At 38.8% G+C, this 20,125-nt stretch carries 20 protein-coding genes; 12 read left to right on the top strand and 8 right to left on the bottom strand.

Annotated features, from left to right (window positions below):
• Positions 1-10 precede the first annotated feature (10 nt).
• Complete coding sequence (locus B879_RS11580; protein WP_009185370.1) at positions 11-1,990, bottom strand: AAA domain-containing protein; 1,980 nt, start codon at positions 1,988-1,990, stop codon at positions 11-13.
• Between the two features lie 13 nt (positions 1,991-2,003).
• On the opposite strand from B879_RS11580, the gene B879_RS11575 reads away from it, so the two are divergent.
• Together B879_RS11575 and B879_RS11570 are read left to right on the top strand one after the other, a co-directional pair.
• Complete coding sequence (locus B879_RS11575; RefSeq protein ID WP_009185369.1) at positions 2,004-2,609, top strand: acyl carrier protein phosphodiesterase; 606 nt, start codon at positions 2,004-2,006, stop codon at positions 2,607-2,609.
• Entirely contained in the window at positions 2,606-3,091 is a 486-nt protein-coding gene (locus B879_RS11570) for a hypothetical protein (protein ID WP_009185368.1), read from the top strand. The genes B879_RS11575 and B879_RS11570 overlap by 4 nt, the downstream gene beginning before the upstream one ends.
• On the opposite strand, the gene B879_RS11565 is transcribed toward B879_RS11570, so the two are convergent.
• Both B879_RS11565 and B879_RS11560 read right to left on the bottom strand, forming a co-directional pair.
• On the bottom strand, positions 3,063-4,016 hold the full coding sequence (locus B879_RS11565; RefSeq protein WP_238542125.1) for an outer membrane beta-barrel protein: 954 nt from the start codon (positions 4,014-4,016) through the stop codon (positions 3,063-3,065). The genes B879_RS11570 and B879_RS11565 overlap by 29 nt on opposite strands.
• Before the next feature lie 136 nt (positions 4,017-4,152).
• Entirely contained in the window at positions 4,153-4,692 is a 540-nt protein-coding gene (locus B879_RS11560) for an inorganic diphosphatase (RefSeq protein WP_009185366.1), read from the bottom strand.
• Positions 4,693-4,960: 268 nt separating this feature from the next.
• Here B879_RS11560 and B879_RS11555 point away from each other — a divergent pair, with 268 nt between their 5' ends.
• Positions 4,961-5,434, top strand: coding sequence for a response regulator (locus B879_RS11555; protein WP_009185365.1), 474 nt, complete (start codon positions 4,961-4,963; stop codon positions 5,432-5,434).
• A gap of 2 nt (positions 5,435-5,436) precedes the next feature.
• Here the strand turns inward: B879_RS11555 and B879_RS11550 are convergent, their stop codons facing one another.
• From B879_RS11550 to porX, 3 genes are read right to left on the bottom strand one after another with little or no spacing between them, the layout of a single operon-like run.
• On the bottom strand, positions 5,437-6,636 hold the full coding sequence (locus B879_RS11550) for an alanine dehydrogenase (RefSeq protein WP_009185364.1): 1,200 nt from the start codon (positions 6,634-6,636) through the stop codon (positions 5,437-5,439).
• Positions 6,629-7,072, bottom strand: coding sequence for a tRNA (adenosine(37)-N6)-threonylcarbamoyltransferase complex ATPase subunit type 1 TsaE (tsaE, locus tag B879_RS11545; RefSeq protein WP_040400566.1), 444 nt, complete (start codon positions 7,070-7,072; stop codon positions 6,629-6,631). Before tsaE ends, B879_RS11550 begins: the two co-directional genes overlap by 8 nt.
• A 5-nt stretch (positions 7,073-7,077) precedes the next feature.
• Entirely contained in the window at positions 7,078-8,637 is a 1,560-nt protein-coding gene (gene porX, locus B879_RS11540) for a T9SS response regulator signal transducer PorX (protein WP_009185362.1), read from the bottom strand.
• A gap of 51 nt (positions 8,638-8,688) precedes the next feature.
• Here porX and B879_RS11535 point away from each other — a divergent pair, with 51 nt between their 5' ends.
• The 6 genes from B879_RS11535 (at position 8,689) to B879_RS11510 (ending at position 14,342) form a co-directional block, all read left to right on the top strand.
• A complete protein-coding gene (locus tag B879_RS11535; RefSeq protein WP_009185361.1) occupies positions 8,689-9,927 on the top strand; it encodes an HD domain-containing protein in 1,239 nt (412 codons plus the stop codon).
• A gap of 20 nt (positions 9,928-9,947) precedes the next feature.
• Complete coding sequence (lpxD, locus tag B879_RS11530; protein WP_009185360.1) at positions 9,948-10,970, top strand: UDP-3-O-(3-hydroxymyristoyl)glucosamine N-acyltransferase; 1,023 nt, start codon at positions 9,948-9,950, stop codon at positions 10,968-10,970.
• A 38-nt stretch (positions 10,971-11,008) separates the two neighbouring features.
• Complete coding sequence (locus B879_RS11525) at positions 11,009-12,403, top strand: bifunctional UDP-3-O-[3-hydroxymyristoyl] N-acetylglucosamine deacetylase/3-hydroxyacyl-ACP dehydratase (RefSeq protein WP_009185359.1); 1,395 nt, start codon at positions 11,009-11,011, stop codon at positions 12,401-12,403.
• Positions 12,400-13,179 carry an acyl-ACP--UDP-N-acetylglucosamine O-acyltransferase gene (lpxA, locus tag B879_RS11520; protein WP_009185358.1) on the top strand — a complete coding sequence of 260 codons (780 nt, stop codon included), beginning with the start codon at positions 12,400-12,402 and terminating at the stop codon, positions 13,177-13,179. The genes B879_RS11525 and lpxA overlap by 4 nt, the downstream gene beginning before the upstream one ends.
• Positions 13,180-13,184: 5 nt before the next feature.
• Complete coding sequence (locus B879_RS11515; protein ID WP_009185357.1) at positions 13,185-13,817, top strand: ABC transporter ATP-binding protein; 633 nt, start codon at positions 13,185-13,187, stop codon at positions 13,815-13,817.
• 99 nt (positions 13,818-13,916) lie between these two features.
• The gene (locus tag B879_RS11510; RefSeq protein WP_009185356.1) at positions 13,917-14,342 is read left to right on the top strand and encodes a hypothetical protein; all 426 of its coding nucleotides are present in this window, start codon (positions 13,917-13,919) and stop codon (positions 14,340-14,342) included.
• Between the two features lie 65 nt (positions 14,343-14,407).
• Here B879_RS11510 and B879_RS11505 read toward each other — a convergent pair whose 3' ends face one another.
• Together B879_RS11505 and B879_RS11500 are read right to left on the bottom strand one after the other, a co-directional pair.
• The gene (locus tag B879_RS11505; protein WP_009185355.1) at positions 14,408-16,795 is read right to left on the bottom strand and encodes an endonuclease MutS2; all 2,388 of its coding nucleotides are present in this window, start codon (positions 16,793-16,795) and stop codon (positions 14,408-14,410) included.
• Positions 16,796-16,800: 5 nt separating this feature from the next.
• Positions 16,801-17,139, bottom strand: coding sequence for a DUF4296 domain-containing protein (locus tag B879_RS11500; RefSeq protein ID WP_009185354.1), 339 nt, complete (start codon positions 17,137-17,139; stop codon positions 16,801-16,803).
• Between the two features lie 175 nt (positions 17,140-17,314).
• Between B879_RS11500 and B879_RS11495 the strand changes: the two genes are divergently transcribed.
• From B879_RS11495 to B879_RS11485, 3 genes are read left to right on the top strand one after another with little or no spacing between them, the layout of a single operon-like run.
• Positions 17,315-18,193 carry a DUF58 domain-containing protein gene (locus B879_RS11495; protein WP_009185353.1) on the top strand — a complete coding sequence of 293 codons (879 nt, stop codon included), beginning with the start codon at positions 17,315-17,317 and terminating at the stop codon, positions 18,191-18,193.
• The gene (locus tag B879_RS11490; RefSeq protein WP_157231601.1) at positions 18,186-19,088 is read left to right on the top strand and encodes a hypothetical protein; all 903 of its coding nucleotides are present in this window, start codon (positions 18,186-18,188) and stop codon (positions 19,086-19,088) included. The genes B879_RS11495 and B879_RS11490 overlap by 8 nt, the downstream gene beginning before the upstream one ends.
• Entirely contained in the window at positions 19,075-20,121 is a 1,047-nt protein-coding gene (locus B879_RS11485; RefSeq protein ID WP_009185351.1) for a vWA domain-containing protein, read from the top strand. The genes B879_RS11490 and B879_RS11485 overlap by 14 nt, the downstream gene beginning before the upstream one ends.
• Positions 20,122-20,125: the final 4 nt, after the last annotated feature.

Below are 20,125 nucleotides of genomic sequence, written 5' to 3'. Positions count from 1 at the left end.
TTTTGCTCAATCAAATCAAGTATTCATACACACTCTTGTAGCAATTATTTTCCTCAACATAATCAAAAAAAGCATTATAAAAGGAATGATGGCTTAGCGTAGCACTATCGCCAATAACCACCAGCTTCCTTTTTGCCCTCGTCAGTGCAACGTTCATTCTTCTGGTATCTGCCAAAAAGCCTATCTCTCCTTTAGCATTGGACCTTACCAAAGAAATCAAAATAATATCCCGTTCTTGTCCCTGAAACCCGTCAATGGAATCAATGGTCAAAAGTTCTGGAAAAGACCTGAGGTTGGGAAAGGCATAGCTTTCAAAAAGAAGCTCATTGAATTTCCTCACCTGTGCCCTATAGGGTGCTATCAATCCAATGGTCCACCTTTTTTCCTTGATTTTGGCGATTCCAGTACGCTTGAGTAAGTCTTCCAAATATTGCAGGGCAAATCTAGCTTCCTCCTGATTGAAAGTACTTAGTGACTCTTCTTCAATAGCTTCGACAAAACCACTGCCTGCAGTATCTATAAATTCCAAAACAGGCTCACCCTCGGAAAGAAAATGACTTTCTGTATTTTTTGCTGCGCCCAACTCATTTTGATAAAAGATTTTATTTGAAAATCCCATAATCAATTCCGGCATTCTATACTGGAGTTGAAGCATTTTGGTGACCTGCGGCTGCCTTTTGGTTACCTTTTCAAAAAGGGTTTCGCTTAATCCAGCTTTAGCCGCTTCATATGATTTGATGGTTGGGGGCAACTGGCAATGATCCCCTGCCATTACCACTTTCAGGGCCTTTTGGATAGGGATCCAAGAGGCTGCTTCAAGTCCCTGTGCGGCTTCATCAATAAAAACAATTGGAAACTTCATCCCCTTCAAAACGGAATTCGACGCACCGACCAAAGTAGATGCAAAGACTTGGGTTTGCTGAAATACATCATACATTATATACTCTTCCAAATGTTCCGCTTCATCTTTCAGCCTATTGGCCTCATCAAAAAGTCTCTTACGCTGCATCCTTTCTTCAGAGCCAAAACTTCTTTTATACTTTTGTCCCAACTTCCTATATTCATCTGCTTTTTTCTTGAGCTTCTTCAAATCCTTATAACTGTCATGAAGGGTAATTTTAGCATCTAAGGTCTGTGACAAGATATGATCCTCCACCCTCGCTGGATGCCCAATTCTTAAGGTTGATATTCCTTTTTCCCGTATTTTCTCTACCAACAAATCAACAGCAGCATTACTTGGAGCGCACACCAAGACCTGTGCATGTTGCTGAAGACTACCTATCACCGCCTGTACCAATGTAGTCGTCTTGCCTGTGCCTGGAGGTCCATGGATAATAGCCACATCCTTAGCAGCAGACACAAGTTGCAGTGCAGCCTGTTGACTGGGGTTAAGATCTACGGGAATTAAGTGAGACACACCCTCAAAATTTGGTTCTTTTTGTCCTAATAATATATTTTTAAGCTCACCTAGTCTGCTGTTTTCGGCTTTGATGACAGCTTTTAAAGCAGATTCCATCTCCCTGTAACTGGCTTCGTCAAACAAAAGGTCTATTCCAACCTTGCCCTTATGCAACCATTCCGGAAGTTCTTCCACCTGCAAGGTTACTATCATCACATCTTTCTTGATCTGATTGATCACACCATTAATTCTTAAATCAGGAGAAATATGTTGCTGAAGATTGGAAAAGATGGAAACAGACTTGCCGGATTGGAAAAGGTGGCTTTGATTAGTATCGAGTCTTTCTAGGTCTACTATCCATCTTTCGCCATATCCCAATTTAGACTTCCTTAATTGTACAGGGTACCAACAGATGCCTTCCTCTTTTTTATCTGCTATGGAAGTGTATAAAAATTTTTTTTGAACTGTTGAAGGTCTTCTTCCCACTCCTGCTTCAAAAGTTTCAAAGATTTTTTTAATTCCTCGGTGATATTTGGCATCTTTAGTTAAATTTAACGCAAAATTAAGATTTAAACTTTCCCCTTTAATCACTGTTTATAAAAACGTGAATTATCTAGCACACGCATATCTGTCTTTTGGTGAGCCAAAGGTTTTGGTTGGAAACTTTATCGGTGATTTCGTAAGAGGATCGATAGAGAAATCCTATGAAAAAGAAATAGTCATCGGCGTAAAGCTTCACTGGGCCATTGATAAATACACGGACAACCATCCGGTAGTTAAAGAAGCCCAAGAAATCCTAAAGCCAGAGTATGGACGTTACTCTACGGTTATCACCGACATGTATTTCGATTATTTCTTGGCAAAATACTGGAATAATTACCACCATATTCCGTTGGAGGATTTTGTACAGGATGTATACGAAACTATAGATAGTTTCAGAAATGTGGTACCGGAAAAATTTATGAAAACCTTTGCCTACATGCGCTATTGGGACTGGTTAGGGGGCTATGGAGATCTCGACGGAATCAGACAGGCAATGACAGGAATGGCAAAAAGGACTAAATTCCAATCCAATCTAGATACCGCGCATATTTTTTTGGATGAACACCATGAGTTTTTAAGATTACATTTTGGAGACTTCTTTGAAGATTTGGTCAGCCATTCAAAAAATAAACTCCAGGAACTAAAGTTAGAATTGAGTCCAGTATGATTCATTGTAGGCCCAAAACAAACACCTATGCTGCCTTAATTCTTGTGTTATTGGTCTTGATAGGTGGTTTGACCTATACACTCAATCATTTCGCGACACAAAGGAGTTTTGGCTTGGCATTTTACCTTATTTCGGCTGTTATCTTGACCTTTGTCATCATCATGCTCATGGTAAAAATGATGGCAGGTTATAAATTCATAGCTGCAGGCAAAGATAAGATCACCACTCGGGTTCCTTTAAAGGGATTTGCCAAATCCTATGAATTGGATCAGGTCATGGTATGGGATGAAGATAAGGTAATATCCAATAAAAGAGAGTTCAAACAGCTTACCATAGCATTTGATGATCAGCTTTCTTTTACCATCAGTAACCATGAACATGTCAATTACGATGAATTCGTAAATTACCTGCTAAAAAAATTACCGCAAAAAAAAGTCAGCGCTTTGCAAAAAGCTAAAAGTTCAAAGAAAAAGAAGCAGTAACTGCAGTATTGCCCTTACTGAATGTCCCTCCGGGTAATGAAAAAACACCCCTAGGACTGATAAACTGCCTTCCTTCTAATCTAAATAAAGTGGTGGCATTATATCGATAGTCAAGATTACAGGACAAACCAGAAACCTCTAGCCCTCTACTCAAAATAATTCCCCGGGGATCAGAATAATGCTCTGCCCTTCCTGCAAGAAAAAACTTATCGCTGACCTCTCTTCTTAGAGATAAAGTCAAACCATACCAGTTATTAGGGTTGCCAAAATAGGCTTCCTGAATACCGTAATCTGCTCCAAAAGTGAGCCCCCATGCTCCAATTTGATACTGGGTGTAGAAGTTATTGAAAAAACGCAATAGCCTGATCGGATCAAGCCCTTCATTCCCAAAATAATTTGCATAATTGATTTCCAATCCTTCAATTGGTCTGTGATTAATACCAAGCCCAATTCCGATACCTCTGCTTCTTTCAGCTCTTTGGACATTTTGCCAGCCATTGGTTGCCCATAATGTCAAATCCAAATTATCTTTTAGCGCATAAGTCAACCTAGCTCCTGTAAGGAAATAAGGAGAGTTTTCTGCTAGTAAACTTCGGCTTAAATGCCAGCCTTCTGCGCCTATCCATGATTCAAAACCTATATGAGAAGGCATTATCCCCACATCCAGCCAGAGTTTTTCATGCAATTTAATACCAAGCGAAGCTTCATTTACAAATTGTGCCCATGTTGGCTCATCAGCCAAATTGAATTGTGCATAGGTGCCCGCCATTAAGGCCAGATTAGCCCGGATACCATCTGACTCATAAGCTACCTTTAACATTGCCAGGTTAAAACTTAACTCATTATGTCGGGAAAAATTATATAGGAAATCAGGCCTATTCTGATCATCAGGCTGATTAAAATCATATGCATAATAGGTTTCCAAATAACCTGTAAATTTTAATTTGCCCTTATCATCCGCTTGCCCAAAAGCAGAATAAGTAAAAATTAAAAATATAAACAACCAGCCTATCTTCATATAAAGTAAAAATGCCTGAATTTCAAAATTCAGGCAAATTTAATCAAACACGTGTTCTAAAATTCTTATCGTAAAGTTCGATACTTTCTTTGATGATATTGAAAGCTTCTTCTTTACCTAGGAAATCTTCAACTTTCACCTCTTTGCTTTCCAATTTCTTATAATCTTCAAAGAATCTGTGCACTTCTTTCATCAGATGTGGAGGCAGTTCGTCAATGTCATTGATGTAATTGACTGACTGATCATCTGCAGCAACTGCAATGATCTTATCATCTGCTTCCCCTCCGTCAACCATACGCATTACTCCGATTACCTTGGCTTTTACCAAAGTCATGGAAGGAATATCAATTTGGGAAATAATAAGAATATCCAAGGGATCCTTGTCATCACAAAATGTTTGGGGGATAAAACCATAATTAGCCGGGTAATGAACTGCTGAAAACAACACCCTGTCCAACAACAGCATACCCGTTTTTTTATCCAATTCATATTTACCCTTGCTTCCCTTGGGTATTTCTATCACTCCCATCACATATTCAGGAGCTTCTTTTCCTATTTGCACATCGTGCCATGGATTGATCATAACTAAAAACTATTAACTTTTTCTTTAATTGACTTGCAAATTACGTCCATTTTAACCTTTTCACAAAAGAGATAGTATTTTTATAAAAAGCACCAAGGTTGAATTTTTAATTTACAGAAATGATAGTATTACTAAATTTGGCAACAACTTTGCTTGATATAAGGCTTTGAATATAAAATTTCCCATATTTGGGATAAGATCTCAAATAATGATCTTGACTTATCCCAAATAAATACTTTACAAAAAGAAAAGGTCCAATATAACGCAGATGTCAGATATCATCATGGAAAAAATTAAGATCTTGTATGTAGATGATGAAAAAATCAATCTACAAGCTTTTAGAACTACCTTTAAGCATGATTACGAGATTTTACTAGCAGAGTCGGCCAAAGAGGCCCGTCAATTGCTCGGCAATAATGCCGTACATATTGTGATTACTGACCAAAGAATGCCTACTGAAACTGGTATAGACTTTTTAACATCCATAAAAGATACACATCCAGAACCTATCAGGATCTTATTGACTGCGTATTCAGATAGTCAATTGGTCCAAGAGTCCCTTGATAATGGTCTTATTTATCACTATTTGACAAAGCCATGGGAAGAAAATTACTTCAAAAACATCATCAGGAATGCTTTTGAGACATACTGTCTTAGAAAAAAAGTTAAATCTCTAAAAAAAGAAGCGCAGCTATTGAAACAGGATCTGGAACTAAGCCAAAGGCAAAACCTTGAGACTTAAGCTCAATACCTTGCTGCAAGCAGCAATTGCAACTCTTTGTGGTTCATTGAAAATTTACGCGCCAAATAAGCATTAGTGAGACTTCCTCGATAGGTATATACACCTTTCATAAACCATTTATAATTAAAAATCATCTCCTCTGCACCTCTAAGGTCAGCCATTTGAAGTAATATTGGCGTGAATATGTTGCTAAGTCCTACAGAGGCTGTTCTAGCAACTCTTGAGGCAATGTTAGGCACACAATAATGGATGACACCATGTTTTACATAGGATGGGTTGTCATGAGAAGTCATTTCTGCCGTTGCTATACAGCCTCCTTGGTCTATACTTACATCTATGATGATACTACCATCCATCATAGCAGCAACCATTTCCTCGCTTACGACAATTTTATTTTTTCCCTTTTCCGCCCTTAAAGCACCGATAACCACATCAGCTTCCTTCAGTGCTTGGCCAAGCGTATAATTGTCTATTGTTGAGGTATAGACCTGCTGACCCAAGAGCTGTTTTATTCTCCTTAACTTATAAATATGATTGTCAAAAACTTTGATAGTCGCACCCAAACCTAAAGCTGTTCTGGCAGCATATTCTGCAACTGTTCCAGCCCCAACTATCACCACTTCTGTTGGGGGGACACCGGTGACCCCTCCCAAAATCAAGCCCTTACCATCATGCACACTGCTGAGATATTCTGCAGCTATGAGCATTACGGTACTACCCGCAATTTCACTCATGGCCCTTACAACGGGCATACCGCCTACTTTATCTTCCAAGTTCTCAAAGGCAACTGCTGTAATTCTTTTGGTATTTAAAGCTTGGATATAATCAGCATGTTGTTTACCTAACTGAAGGGCGGAAATCAGGCAAGCTCCTCCACGCATATAGCCTATTTCTTCTAAGGTTGGCGGCTCCACTTTCAAAATGACTTCCGCATCAAATGCCTCTTTGGCTGAATAAACAACTTTTGCACCAGCATCCGAATACTCTTTATCCGTAAATTTGGCATTTTGTCCTGCCAAGGTTTCTACAACCACCTCTTGTCCATTATTTACCAAGAGCCCCACTGCTTCAGGTGTGAGCACCACTCTTTTCTCCTGAGCGGCCACTTCTCGCGGTATGCCAATGACCAAAGAATTTTTAGAAATCTTCACCTTAGCAGGCGCTTCTTTTGGATATACAATGCTTTCTGTTAATTCAACCATGGATTTCGCCATTAATGACCCTTTGTAATACAATATTCCTGGCCCCGTTTTCTTCTATTTCAATTTTGATGTGGACAAAATCCAAGGGTATGTAATCCGGAATTTTCTCAGCCCACTCAATCCAACATACTCGACCACTGTAGAAATATTCTTCTATTCCTATTTCCAATACCTCTTCAGGTTTTTCAATCCTGTAAAAGTCAAAATGGTAAAATATTTCATCCTGAGCATTCCTGTATTCATTCACTATTGAAAATGTAGGAGAAGAAACAACATCATCAATCCCATATTTTTTTGAAATGGATTTAATCAATGTGGTTTTCCCTGCTCCCATTTGCCCTTTGAACACCCATACTTTATCCCTTTTACAAAACTGTATGACTTTTTCGGCAACCTGATCTAGCTGTGCTAGATTTTCACAACGGATAATTTTCAAAATGGTCAAATATTCTTTGGAACAAGATGAACAAACGGCACTATCATTTCCTCCAAAGACACTCCTCCATGTTGAAAAGTATCTTTGTAGTAATTTACATAATAATTGTAATTGTTTGGATATGCAAAGAAATAATCTTCCACCGCAAAAACATAACTCGTGGATACATTAAATTTTGGAAGCTTTGCATCTTCTGGTTTTAAAACCTCAAAAACCTTCCCACTTTCATAATTTAGATTCTTGCCTTGTTTGTACCTAAGATTGGTAGTCACAGTTTTATCACCGATGATTTTATAGGGTTTATGCACCCGCTTGGTTCCATGATCTGTGGTTACGATAACTTCTGCACCCAAGTCATTGATTTTCTTAAATAATTCAAATAATGATGAATGTTCAAACCAACTTTTTGTCAATGACCTGTAGGCCGACTCATTTGGGGCTAGTTCCCTGATCATTTTCATATCAGTACGGGCATGAGAAATCATATCCACAAAATTGTATACCAATACATTCAAATCATTGTTCAACAAATTATGCAGCTGATCCAAAACAGCTTTTCCTTGATAGGCTTGCAGAATCTTATGATAACTGAATTTGATATTTAACCTATTTCGGTGTAGGTTCTCCGCCAAGAATTCCTCTTCTTTATTATTTTTCCCTTCGTCAGAATCTTCTCCTTCCCAAAGTTCGGGGTGAAACCTCGCCATTTCCGAAGGCATTAAACCGCTGAAAAGCGAATTTCTTGCGTACGCAGTGGTAGTAGGCAAAATACTGAAATAAGTGCTTTCCTCCTGCATATTGAAATAGGGAGAAACCAAAGGTTTTAAGATTTCCCATTGATCCAATCTCAAATTATCAATAACAACAAAAAACAAGGGTTTACCTTCCTTAAGCATGGGAAACACTTTTTCCCTCATTAATTTATGGGAAAGAAGAGGTGCTTCAGACCGGGAATCATTGATCCAGTCCAAATAATTGGTTTTGATAAATTTAGCAAAAGTGGAATTGGCCTCCGTCTTTTGGGTTTCCAAGACCTCCTGCATGCTCTTGTTCTCCGTTTTATCAATCTCAAGCTCCCAATAGGTCAGTCTTTTGTAAATGTCTGTCCATTCTTGATGGGTGGAAGCATCATCACAGGCCATACTGATATTCATAAAATCCTGCCGGTATGACAAATTGGTTCTCTCGGAAATCAATTGCTTATTTTGAAGGATTTTTTTGACAGACAACAAAATTTGATTGGGGTTGATGGGTTTTATCAAATAATCAGCAATCTGTCCTCCAATGGCATCATCCATAATATGTTCCTCTTCACTTTTGGTGATCATGACAACTGGAATTTGTGGTTTGATCATTTTTATTTGCTGAAGAGTTTCCAACCCTGTCATTCCGGGCATCATTTCATCCAGGAAAATCACATCAAAATTCTGATCTTCGACCAAATCAATAGCGTCCACACCGCTATTGACCGTTATTATATCATAGCCTTTTTGCTGCAAAAAAAGAATATGAGGCTTCAATAAATCTATTTCATCGTCAGCCCATAGGATTTTAGATTTTTGCATATCATTCGGTTTAATTCTTTTAAAATTATAATTACTTTTGAAACCAATCAAATGTCAGAGACATTGAAAAGTCACAAAATACTGAATGACCCCGTTTATGGGTTTATAACCATCCCAAGCGAACTGATTTTTTCAATTATTGATCATCCTTACTTTCAGAGGTTACGTCGAATCAAGCAACTTGGTTTAACTGACTTCGTCTATCCTGGGGCGCTGCATACCAGATTTCACCATGCCATAGGGGCAATGCATTTGATGAGTATCACTTTGGATAACCTAAGAAACAAAGGGAATGAAATTTCTGATGATGAATATGAAGCGGCTTTAATCGCCATTTTGCTGCATGATGTTGGGCATGGTCCATTTTCTCATGCCCTTGAATTTAGCCTCCTTCAGAATATTCCCCATGAATCCCTTTCTTTATTGATCATAGATGCACTCAATGTGGAATTTGGCGGTAAATTGGAACTGGCCCTGAAAATTTTTAAAAACCAATATGAAAGGAGGTTTTTTCACCAGCTGGTAGCCAGCCAACTTGATATAGACCGTTTAGATTATTTACAGAGAGACTGCTTTTTTACCGGAGTATCAGAGGGAACTATAGGTGCAGATCGAATAATCAAAATGATGAATATTAAAAACGACCAATTGGTCGTTGAAGAAAAGGGTTTATATAGTATTGAAAACTTCTTAAGCGCCAGAAGACTGATGTACTGGCAAGTCTATCTGCATAAGACTACAGTATCTGCGGAAAAAATGCTGATCAACCTCATCACCCGGGCAAAAGAAATTCAACAAAGTAGGGGCAAAATCAAGGCCACAGATGAATTGGTTCACTTTTTAGAAAATGATTTTCGCCTAGCAGATTTTGAAAAGTCTCCAAGTCTGCTGAAAGCTTTCCTTGGCCTGGATGATTTTGACATTTGGGGAGCTATAAAAATGTGGAAAAATGAGTCCGATTACATCTTACGCAATATTTCCCAAATGTTTCTGACAAGGAGCCTATTCAAAATCACACTAAGAAATGAGGCCTTTGATCAGGAAGAGTTGGTGGCTATGAGGACAAAAACATTGAAAAAATTAAATATTCCCGCCAAAGACTTGCACTATTTCTTCACCCATGGATCGATTAGTAATTACGCTTATCTGAACAAGGAGAGAATTCATATTTTGACAAAAAAAGGAAAAATCATTGATGTTGCACAGGCGGCCGATCTGCCAAATATCAAGGCAATGAGCAAAATTGTCAAAAAGCACTACGTTTGCCAATCGAAAAGTTTAATTTTGTAGGCAGATATTACTAAAATAGTATGGAATTTACGCTAGACCAAATTGCAGCAATACTCAATGGAAAAGTAGAGGGAGATGGTAGCCTAAAGGTTAGAAGGATAGATAAAATTCAGGAAGGTCAACCAGGAGGAATCAGCTTTTTAGCCAATGACAAATATGAATCTCACTTCTACGAAACCAATGCTACTGCTGTCATTGTTTCGGAACAATTCAAAGCTTCGAAACCGTTCTCTTGTCAGATTATCCGGGTCAAAAATGCTTATACAGGATTCACCCGGTTATTGGAAGCGTATGCCAACTTTAGTAAAGCCAGTCAGCTGGGAATAGAAGAGCCTTCCTATTTTGATGCCTCCAGTCAACAAGGAGAAGAAGGATATAGAGCCGCCTTTTCCTATGTTGGAAAAAACTGCATCATTGGCAAAGGCGTTAAAATTCATGCAAATGCATACATCGGCAACAATGTAAAAATAGGGGACAATACCATTATACACGCAGGTGCCAAAATATGTAATGACAGCATTATAGGGAACAATTGCGAAATTCATCCGGGAGCGGTGATAGGTTCGGATGGTTTTGGCTTTGCGCCACAGGAAAACGGCAGTTACAAACCTATTCCGCAAATAGGTAATGTCATCATTGAAGACCATGTGAGTATAGGCGCCAATTCTACCATCGATTGTGCCACCATGGGCAGTACCTTGATCAAAAAAGGGGCTAAAATTGATAATTTGGTACAAATTGCACATAATGTAATCATCGGCGAACACACTGTTATTGCTTCCCAAACCGGCATTTCCGGTTCAACAGAAATTGGCAACCACTGTGTTATTGCTGGACAAGTCGGACTTGTCGGGCACATCAAGATTGCTGACAAGACAACGATCGGAGCAAAAACAGGCATTACCAGAAGCATAGAAAATCCAGGAAAAACAATTTTTGGCTACATGGGGCTTGAGATCAAAGACTTCCTTAAGTCCTACTCAATATTCAAAAATCTTCCTGCACTACAGGATCGGATTAAAGAACTGGAAAAAAAACAATAACTTTGCATGCTAAATAAAATTAGCACAAAACAAATCCGATGAGGGTAAAACAACATACAATTAAAAAACAGGTTACAGTTTCAGGAGTCGGCTTGCATACAGGCGTAATTTCAAATTTGACATTTTTACCGGCACCGCCCAATCATGGTTTTAAATTTCAGAGAATAGATCTGGAAGGAATGCCTATTATAGATGCAGATGTCGATAATGTAGTCGATGTTTCAAGAGGAACTACTTTGGAGCAAAGCGGGGCGAGGGTTTTTACAGTAGAACATGTACTGGCAGCCTTGGTAGGCTTGGAAATTGATAATGTATTGATGCAACTGGATGGACCGGAACCCCCAATTATGGACGGCTCTTCCATGCAGTTTATTGAAATATTGGAAGACGCCGGATTGGAAGAGCAGAATGCCTTAAGAAGATTTTTTGAAGTCCCTGAAAGTATCAGTTACCGAGATGCTTCCAGAGAAGTGGAATTGGCGGCACTACCCCTCGATGATTATCGGGTAACGGTTATGGTAGATTATAACTCCCCCGTTTTGGGAAGTCAGCATGCTTCCATTACAGACATCAGTCAGTTCAAAAATGAAATTGCTTCATGTAGGACCTTTTGTTTTTTACATGAGCTGGAAATGCTCTACAACCAAAACCTGATCAAAGGTGGTGATCTAAACAATGCCATTGTGGTAGTAGATAGGGTTATAGAAGATTCTGAGTTAGAGCATCTGGCCAAAATGTTCAATAAAGAAAAAGTTGAGGTACGCAAAGAGGGGATTCTTAATAATGTGGAATTAAGATACAAAAATGAACCAGCCAGGCATAAACTCCTTGACGTGGTAGGTGATCTCGCGTTGGTAGGCAGACCTATAAAAGCGCAGATTTTGGCAGCAAGACCGGGCCATGCAGCCAATGTGGCTTTTGCCAAAAAACTGAAAAGGGCATGGGAGAAAATAGGTCCTAACCACATCCCTCATTATGACCCAAAACTTCCCCCTGTAATGGATATCAACCAAATCAGCAACATTTTGCCCCATAGGTATCCATTCCAACTTTTGGACAAAATCATCTATTTAGACGACACCATAGTAGCAGGTGTCAAAAATGTAACCATCAATGAGCCCTTTTTCATGGGACATTTCCCTAACAACCCTGTGATGCCAGGAGTTTTACAGGTGGAAGCTATGGCCCAAACAGGCGGTATTTTGGTTTTAAGTACCGTAAATGATCCGGAGAATTATTGGACTTATTTCCTCGGAATTGAAAGTTGTAAATTCAGAAAGATGGTGCTTCCAGGAGATACACTCGTATTTAAATGTGAGTTACTCGCTCCAATACGAAGAGGAATTGCCAAAATGAAAGGAGAAGCTTTCGTTGGGAACACTTTGGTTTGTGAAGCCGTAATGACTGCCAGCATTGTAAGAAAAGAATCATGATCAGTAAACTAGCCCATATCCACGAAAATGCCACTTTAGGGCCGAATGTACATATCGATCCATTTTCCATGATCCATGAAGATGTAGAAATTGGAGAAGGAACATGGATTGGCTCAAATGTCACCATTTACCCTGGAGCAAGAATTGGAAAAAACTGCAAGATTTTTCCAGGTGCGGTCATAGCTGCAATCCCTCAGGACCTGAAATTTCAAGGAGAGGCATCAACCGTAGAAATAGGTGACAATACTACCATCAGAGAATGTGTGACCATCAGTAGGGGAACTTTGGATAAAAAAACAACTAAGGTTGGCAGCAATTGCTTACTGATGGCCTACGTTCATATTGCGCACGATTGCATTATCGGAAATAATGTCATTATAGCTAATGCAGTACAAGTGGCAGGACATGTGGTGGTAGATGATTGGGCTATTATTGGAGGCAGCAGTGCCATACACCAATTTGTAAAAATTGGTATACATTCCATGATTTCCGGTGGATCGCTTGTAAGGAAAGATGTGCCACCTTACACCAAAGCTGCACGTGAACCTTTAAGTTATGCAGGCGTCAATAGCTTAGGCCTAAGAAGAAGAGGTTTTTCATCCGAAACCATCAGCCTCATCCAAGAAGTATACAGATACCTCTTCCTAAACAGTCTTAATAATAGCCGGGCATTGGAAGAAATTGAAATCAACCTTCCGGCAACCAAAGAAAGGGACGAAATTGTAAACTTTATCCGATCTTCAGAAAGAGGCGTGATGAAAGGGTATATCAATTAATTTCAATGGAAATCAAGCTGGATTCTGCGGGAAAACGCTTTCAATATGACTGGATTTTTAAAAATCTTAACAAAACTATCTCAGAAGGTTCAGCTCTTGCCATCACCGGAAGTAATGGTTCCGGCAAGTCTACTTTGTTGAAATGCGTGGCCGCTTTAAACCCTCTTACGGAAGGCAAAATCACTTACACTTACAAAAAACAAAACATTCCTGAATCAGAAATCTTCAACTATCTGGTAATCAGCGCCCCCTACATGGAACTCCCAGAAGAATTCCAATTATCGGAATTGCTTCAGTTTCATTTCAAGTTCAAAAAAACTGTTGAAGGTATTTCTTTTACTAAAATGATGGACAGAATGTACCTCAGTACCCATAAATCCAAGCCCATCAGTCAGTTCAGTTCGGGTATGAAGCAAAGGCTAAAGCTGGGATTATGCCTTTTCTCTGACGTTCCCTTAATTCTATTGGATGAACCCACTTCTAACTTGGATGAAAAAGGACTACATTGGTATCTTGAATTGATAGGAGACTTTGCAAAAGGCAAAACTGTTTTGATTTGCTCCAATGATGAAAGGGAATATGGCTTTTGTCAAAACAAAATTCATATTGAGGATTATAAGCTTAGCCAAAGGCTTTGAAATTTGAATCAATTATCTAATTTTACAGAAATACTAAAATCGATTTAATATGAAAAACACTTTTTTTAACCTTTTAGCCCTTTTAGGTCTAATTATTTTTTGTTTTCCTGTGATGAAACAAGAACAGACCCTGAACCTCAAAAAACACCGGAAGAGCTGGCTACGGAAGACCTTGCAGGTAATGCCTCTGAAACTTGGACTGTGGCTGGGGGGGGGTCAGTCCAAAGGGATGGCCGCTCAGAGACGAATATTTACCAAAACTTTGAAATCACATTTAACACAAATAGGACCTACCAAACAGCCAACAGCAATAGTCTTTTTGATGCCAACGGCAACTGGAATTTTGCTCAAGGAAGGGTGGATATTTTTGTACTTAGCGGATCTGCTCCGGCCTCAGGACAGGAAGTTTCCTTCACCAGAAACAATAATAATTTAACCCTACAATTTAATATACCAGCTCCAGCTGGAGCTAGAGTTCAAGCGGTAGCAGGAAGCTACACCTTTAACTTGAGAAGAAAACAATAAGGCAATTAAAAAAACCACCAACCTTATTTGTCAAAGTCTGGGAATATTGCCCAGACTTTTTTTTTCTATGCCCTTAAAGTCACTAAGGTAACCCCTGCCCCTCCTCTGTCTGCATGCTCATCTTCAAGTTTGGCCACAGGTTTCATACCTCTTAAAATATTTCTGGCAATATCCCTTAGAATACCATCACCCTTACCATGGACAATTCTGAGGTCTCTCAAACCCAACATATAGGCATCATCAATAAAATTTTGAACAATAGGAAGTATTTCTTCTCCCCTTTTACCTCTTATATCCAAGTTGGGCGAGAAATCCATCATTTTAGTGTGGGTATCAAAACCCGTTCTTTTTGCAAAGGATTTCTTTTCTTTTTTAACCTCTCCATGGGAGACTTTCTCTAGCCGGCTAATCTTCACAGTAGATTTCAGGTCCCCAATACTAATGTCTGCTTCTTTCTTTTTTAAAGTCAAAACCTGAGCAAGAGCGCCATTATCCTTTAATCTGACAAAATCTCCCTCTTTGATCTCTCCTCCAATCACTTTAACATCAGCAACAGAAACCACAGGTTGATCCGGTTTTACTTCCCGTTTCAAGAATTCAATATCTTCTCTGATTTTTTTGGAAACCTTGCTATCTGCCTTGCTTTCCTTTATCTCTTTAATCGACGCTTCTATTTTTTTATTGACTTGATCCAATAAAGCTTTTGCTTCTACTTTCGCTTCCTGTATGTATTGCTTTTTGTTTTTTTCAAGCTCTTCTTTTAGCAGTCCATATTCCTTTAAGCGTTGATCCAAAAGCCTTTCCTTTTTTTGATTTTCCAAAAGAATTTGCTCGTATTTGACTTTTTCATTTTCCAACTTGGTCAAGAGTCTATCATACTTCACCCTTTCTTCCCCTATATTCACTTTTGCATACTCAATAATATCTTTAGAAATTCCAATTTTTGATGCTATCTCCAAAGCAAATGAGCTGCCTGGTTTCCCGATTTCAAGTTGATATAAGGGTTCCAATTTATCAACATCATAACGCATTGCCCCATTGACCAAGCCTTGATTCTTTGCAGCTATTTGTTTAAGATTACCATAATGCGTGGTAATTACACCATATGCCCCAGTTTTATTAAGCGCGAGCAAAATACCTTCAGCTATCGCTCCTCCAAATTGTGGTTCAGTACCTGTTCCAAATTCATCGATAAATAATATTGTTTTCTTATCAGCAAATTGGGTGAAGTATTTCATACTCATCAGATGAGAACTATAAGTACTGAGATCATTTTCAATATTTTGTTCATCACCTATATCAATAAAAAAATGATCAAAAAGACAAGAGGTAGAATATGATTCTATGGGCACTAAAAGTCCACATTGCAGCATATACTGAACCATGGCCACCGTTTTCAAACTGACAGATTTACCTCCAGCATTGGGTCCAGATATTATCAATAATCTCCTATTATGATCCAACTGAATATTAAGCGGAATAATTTGTTTACCCTGTTGCTTAAGCGCTGCCTCTAACAACGGATGTCTTGCGTTTGACCAGTTAAGCTGCCTTTGCTTTTCCAAGTTAGGCCTATTACTTCCTGTCTTTAGTGCATATCGGGCTTTAGCCCTGATAAAATCCACCAAACCTAAAAAATGAAACGCTTTGCGAAGCTCTGGAATATAGGGTCTTAGTTCATCAGTAAGTTTTGTGAGAATTTTCTGAATCTCCCTACGTTCCATATAGGCAAGATCTTTCAACTCATTGTTGATATCAAGAACTTCCGCAGGCTCAAGAAAAACGGTCTGTCCAGTGGCAGATTCATCATGGATGAAGCCTTTGATTTTCCTTTTATTCTCAGCCAAAACAGGGATTACCATTCTTCCACCCCTTATCGTGATGGAAGCATCATCAGGCGTAAGCCCTTTTGACCTGGCTTCTCTAAAAATACGCTCTAAAACCTTCCTAAGCCTATTCTCTTCATATAAGATTTGAGAACGGATAATTGAAAGCTCTTTAGATGCATTATTTCTAATCTTACCTTTTTCATCAATGATGCTTTCAATCGCCCTCAAAAGATCATTGTTAAGGTTCACTAAACCTAACAATTGGAACAATTGTGGATATTCGGCTTCATGATCTAAAAAAAACTCAATACACCTACTCAGCGTAAACAATGCCAACTTCACCTCATGAAATTCATCTTCATATAAATAAGTACCTTCAATTTTTGACTTTTCCAGATATGGGTGAATATTCGTGAAATTAGAAGAAGGAAATAATTCACCGGATAAGATCAATTGCTTAAATTCCTCTGTTTGATCCAATAACCTATTGACCAACCTGAAGTCTTTAGAATAGGTCATTTTATCCACAAAATCCATCCCCAAAGTGCTTGTACATTCTTCTTTGAGCAACTCCCTTATTTTTTGGAAATTTATCTTCTCTTCCAGATTTTTTGGATACAACATGTGTTTTATTGATTGCCTGATTTTTCAATAACGTGCAAAGAATCTATAGTCCTTGCATATAGCCTGTCCATTACTTTTGCATCTCTCATGTAATATTCAAAGCTCCTCCTAAAAACTGAATCGGGCACTTGATGTTTTCGAAATATTTCTTTTTCAAATAGGGGATATAATATTCTGGAAGAGTCATAATGTATGGGAAAACTGGTGACCAATCCCTCAGCTAGATGGATATCAATGAGTAAATCAACCATTTTATCCTCATCCAAAATTCCATCTGGTAAGCGTTGCTTGTTACAGGAGAGTAAGGTGGTAATTAATATAACCAGGGATATTATTTTTTTCACGTCGTAAAAATACGATTAATAAATATATTTAGCAGATTTAGAAACCCCATTCCATATCTGCATTCTTAAATTATCTTAAATTTTAACCAATTGAGGAAAAGAAAAGGGCGCTTTTCAATTACGTTTTTTATTATTCCACGTTGTACATTAACTTAGTCTCCCGAATAAGTCATAGATGAAGCAACTTCTCAAAAAACTCCGCAAATATGAAATTATGATCCGCAAAGTGGCTAATAACCACTTGCAAGGAGACTACCGCTCCATATTCAAAGGAGCTGGTTTGGAGTTTGACGACTTAAGGCCGTACCAATATGGAGACGATGTACGTACCATTGAATGGAAGGTCTCAGCCAAAGGGCATGGCACCTTTGTCAAAACATTCAAAGAAGATAAGGATCAGTCCGTATATTTTCTACTTGACATTTCAGGTTCACAGGATATTGGGGAAAAAGGAAGAAAGAAAATCGATCTTGGAAAAGAAATTGCGGGAGTACTCACATTGGCAGCTATTTTTGAAGGTAGTCAGGCAGGTTTGATTTCGTTTTCTGACCAGAAAGAAAAAATTATTCTTCCTGGAAAAGGCCCCAAACAAGGTGTTAAGATTATTCAAGGGATATTCCATCACAAAAATAAATCTCTAAAAACAAACCTTAGGGAGATGTTTAACTTTGCCTTGAACCACATCAAAAAAAGAAGTATCATCATTATTATTTCTGATTTTATAGATGAAGGATATGAAAGACCTTTCAAGGCGCTTGCCGAGAAGCATGACTTGGTAGCCATACAGATTACAGACCCAAGAGAGTCAGCATTGCCTTCATTAGGTATCATTCCTGTATACGACAAGGAAGAAGGAAGAACCACCTGGGTAAATACTGCCTTCGGTTCATTTTCTAAGAAAATTGCTGATACCTTTACAGTAGAAAGGACACATTTACAACAAATCTGCAAAAAAAATCAGATCAATTACCTCAATATCAATACCAAAGAAGACATCGTCCTTCCCTTAATTGAATTGTTCAAAAGAAGAAACCGTACCATGAAACGTGGCTAATATATTGAAACATATCGTCTTTACGCTAATTGCTTTTATCCTACCCTTCGTCCTTTGGGCTCAGGAAGTCCAAGTGGAAGGACAGTTTATGAAAGACTCTGCCAAACTTGGAGAACGGATACCCTATGTCCTGAAAGCGAAATATGGTCCTGGGCACAATATCGTATTTCCAGACTCAACCTTTGATTACTCTCCTTTTGTTCTTCTGGAAAAGAAAACTTTTATATCCTCCACCCAAGGAGGCATCACTTTGGACAGCGCAGTCTATTATGTTTCCAACTTCTCATTAGACCCAGTAGTGGAATTCTCCATTCCGGTTTTTGAAGTCTTCAAATATGATAGTTTAACTCATCAGCCACTTACCTCCTCCCTTGCATTACAGCTTGTAATTGATCAAATTCCTGAGGAATTGGCATTCAGAGACAACAATATCTATCAACCCATACCCACTGAATTCAATTACCCTCTATGGATAGCCATGTTTGTAGTTGCCTTGGTTTTAGCATTTGCCATTTTCTTTTTCTTCGGCAATCAGCTTCAGAAAAAGTGGGATATTTGGATGGAAAAAAGACGGTACAGAAGGTTTGAAAAAAGATGGAGAGAAGCTGAAGGAGCCTTCCAAAAACAACCCGATATGGACCATGCTGATGAGTTATTGGGCTTATGGAAAACCTACATGGAGCATCTTAAAGCCAAACCCTTCAGGGAGTGGACAACAACCGAAATTGCCGAATTCTTGGAAAACAAAGCAATTGTCAAGGATTTCAGGGATATTGAAATGATTATCTATGCGGGGAAAACAAGTGAAGATTTACCCCAAGCTTGCCAAAACCTGTGGAAAATTTGTTCCGATTCCTACCAACAAAAAATCACCCTCACCGATGAGCGTCAATAATATTGCTGATTTTTTTTCTTTTTATTGGTTCTCGCCTGAAACCCTTCGTTCATTTGAATGGGAAAACCTTTGGGCCTTACATTTGCTTTGGATCATTCCTTTACTTTTTATGCTTCGTAAATTCATTAAATTTTTAAAAAATCCTGTACTGGAGCTTTCCCTACCCGGTAGCGTCTCTCAAAGTAATCCATGGACTTACTTAAGGTTAATCCCTGGCTTATTTTTTTTAATGGCTACTTGGTTGGTGATAATATCACTGGCAAGACCTCAAAGAACTAACGAACGGGTTGAGCAATACACCGAAGGGATTGACATCATGATTGTCTTGGATATTTCAGAATCCATGGACCTTCAAGACTTCAAGCCTAACAGGCTTGAAGCGGCCAAAGAAACTGCAATAGACTTTATCAACGGACGTTTTGGGGATCGAATCGGGATGGTCATTTTTGCCGGGGAGGCCTATTCACTTGCCCCTCTTACCACAGATTATACCTTGCTTACTGACTTGGTAAAGGACATCACCTTTAATATGATGGATGCTAAAGGTACTGCCATTGGAAGCGCATTGGCTGCAGGAACCAACCGCATGAGAGAGTCGGAATCTAAATCCAAAGTAATGATTCTCCTGAGTGACGGGGAAAATAATGCAGGAAATGTTGATCCCATTTTTGCTGCCCAACTTGCCGCTGCCCTGGACATTAAGATTTACACCATTGCAGTTGGCAAAGATGGTATGGTCCCATATGGGGTAGATTTTTTTGGCAGGCCACAGATGATTGAGAGTTATCTAGATGAAACCACACTCAGGGAAATTGCAGAAATTGGAGGAGGAAGGTTCTATAGGGCCTCAGATGATACGGCTCTTGAAAACATTTTTGATGAAATAGATACTTTGGAAAAAGCGGAAATCATCGAATCCAGATATAAAGAAACGGTGGACTTTTATCGGGCTTACCTATTTTGGGGAATTTTCTTTTTTCTCGGCTGGTTAGGCTTGAAAAGTACCTTTTTCAACAACTTCCTTTTGGATTAAATTA

This window comes from Cecembia lonarensis LW9 (assembly GCF_000298295.1).
Taxonomy (GTDB): Bacteria; Bacteroidota; Bacteroidia; order Cytophagales; family Cyclobacteriaceae; genus Cecembia; species Cecembia lonarensis.
The sequence above is the reverse complement of the archived record's forward strand: the minus strand, read 5'-3'. Positions and strand labels throughout refer to the sequence as shown.

Excerpts from the sequence above, each read along its gene's own strand:
- B879_RS11570 (WP_009185368.1), top strand. The coding sequence starts at position 2,606 with ATGATTCATTGTAGGCCCAAAACAAACACCTATGCTGCCTTAATTCTT.
- B879_RS11560 (WP_009185366.1), bottom strand. The coding sequence starts at position 4,692 with ATGATCAATCCATGGCACGATGTGCAAATAGGAAAAGAAGCTCCTGAA.
- B879_RS11555 (WP_009185365.1), top strand. The coding sequence starts at position 4,961 with ATGTCAGATATCATCATGGAAAAAATTAAGATCTTGTATGTAGATGAT.
- B879_RS11550 (WP_009185364.1), bottom strand. The coding sequence starts at position 6,636 with ATGGTTGAATTAACAGAAAGCATTGTATATCCAAAAGAAGCGCCTGCT.
- porX (WP_009185362.1), bottom strand. The coding sequence starts at position 8,637 with ATGCAAAAATCTAAAATCCTATGGGCTGACGATGAAATAGATTTATTG.
- B879_RS11535 (WP_009185361.1), top strand. The coding sequence starts at position 8,689 with ATGTCAGAGACATTGAAAAGTCACAAAATACTGAATGACCCCGTTTAT.
- lpxD (WP_009185360.1), top strand. The coding sequence starts at position 9,948 with ATGGAATTTACGCTAGACCAAATTGCAGCAATACTCAATGGAAAAGTA.
- B879_RS11525 (WP_009185359.1), top strand. The coding sequence starts at position 11,009 with ATGAGGGTAAAACAACATACAATTAAAAAACAGGTTACAGTTTCAGGA.
- lpxA (WP_009185358.1), top strand. The coding sequence starts at position 12,400 with ATGATCAGTAAACTAGCCCATATCCACGAAAATGCCACTTTAGGGCCG.
- B879_RS11515 (WP_009185357.1), top strand. The coding sequence starts at position 13,185 with ATGGAAATCAAGCTGGATTCTGCGGGAAAACGCTTTCAATATGACTGG.
- B879_RS11505 (WP_009185355.1), bottom strand. The coding sequence starts at position 16,795 with ATGTTGTATCCAAAAAATCTGGAAGAGAAGATAAATTTCCAAAAAATA.
- B879_RS11495 (WP_009185353.1), top strand. The coding sequence starts at position 17,315 with ATGAAGCAACTTCTCAAAAAACTCCGCAAATATGAAATTATGATCCGC.
- B879_RS11485 (WP_009185351.1), top strand. The coding sequence starts at position 19,075 with ATGAGCGTCAATAATATTGCTGATTTTTTTTCTTTTTATTGGTTCTCG.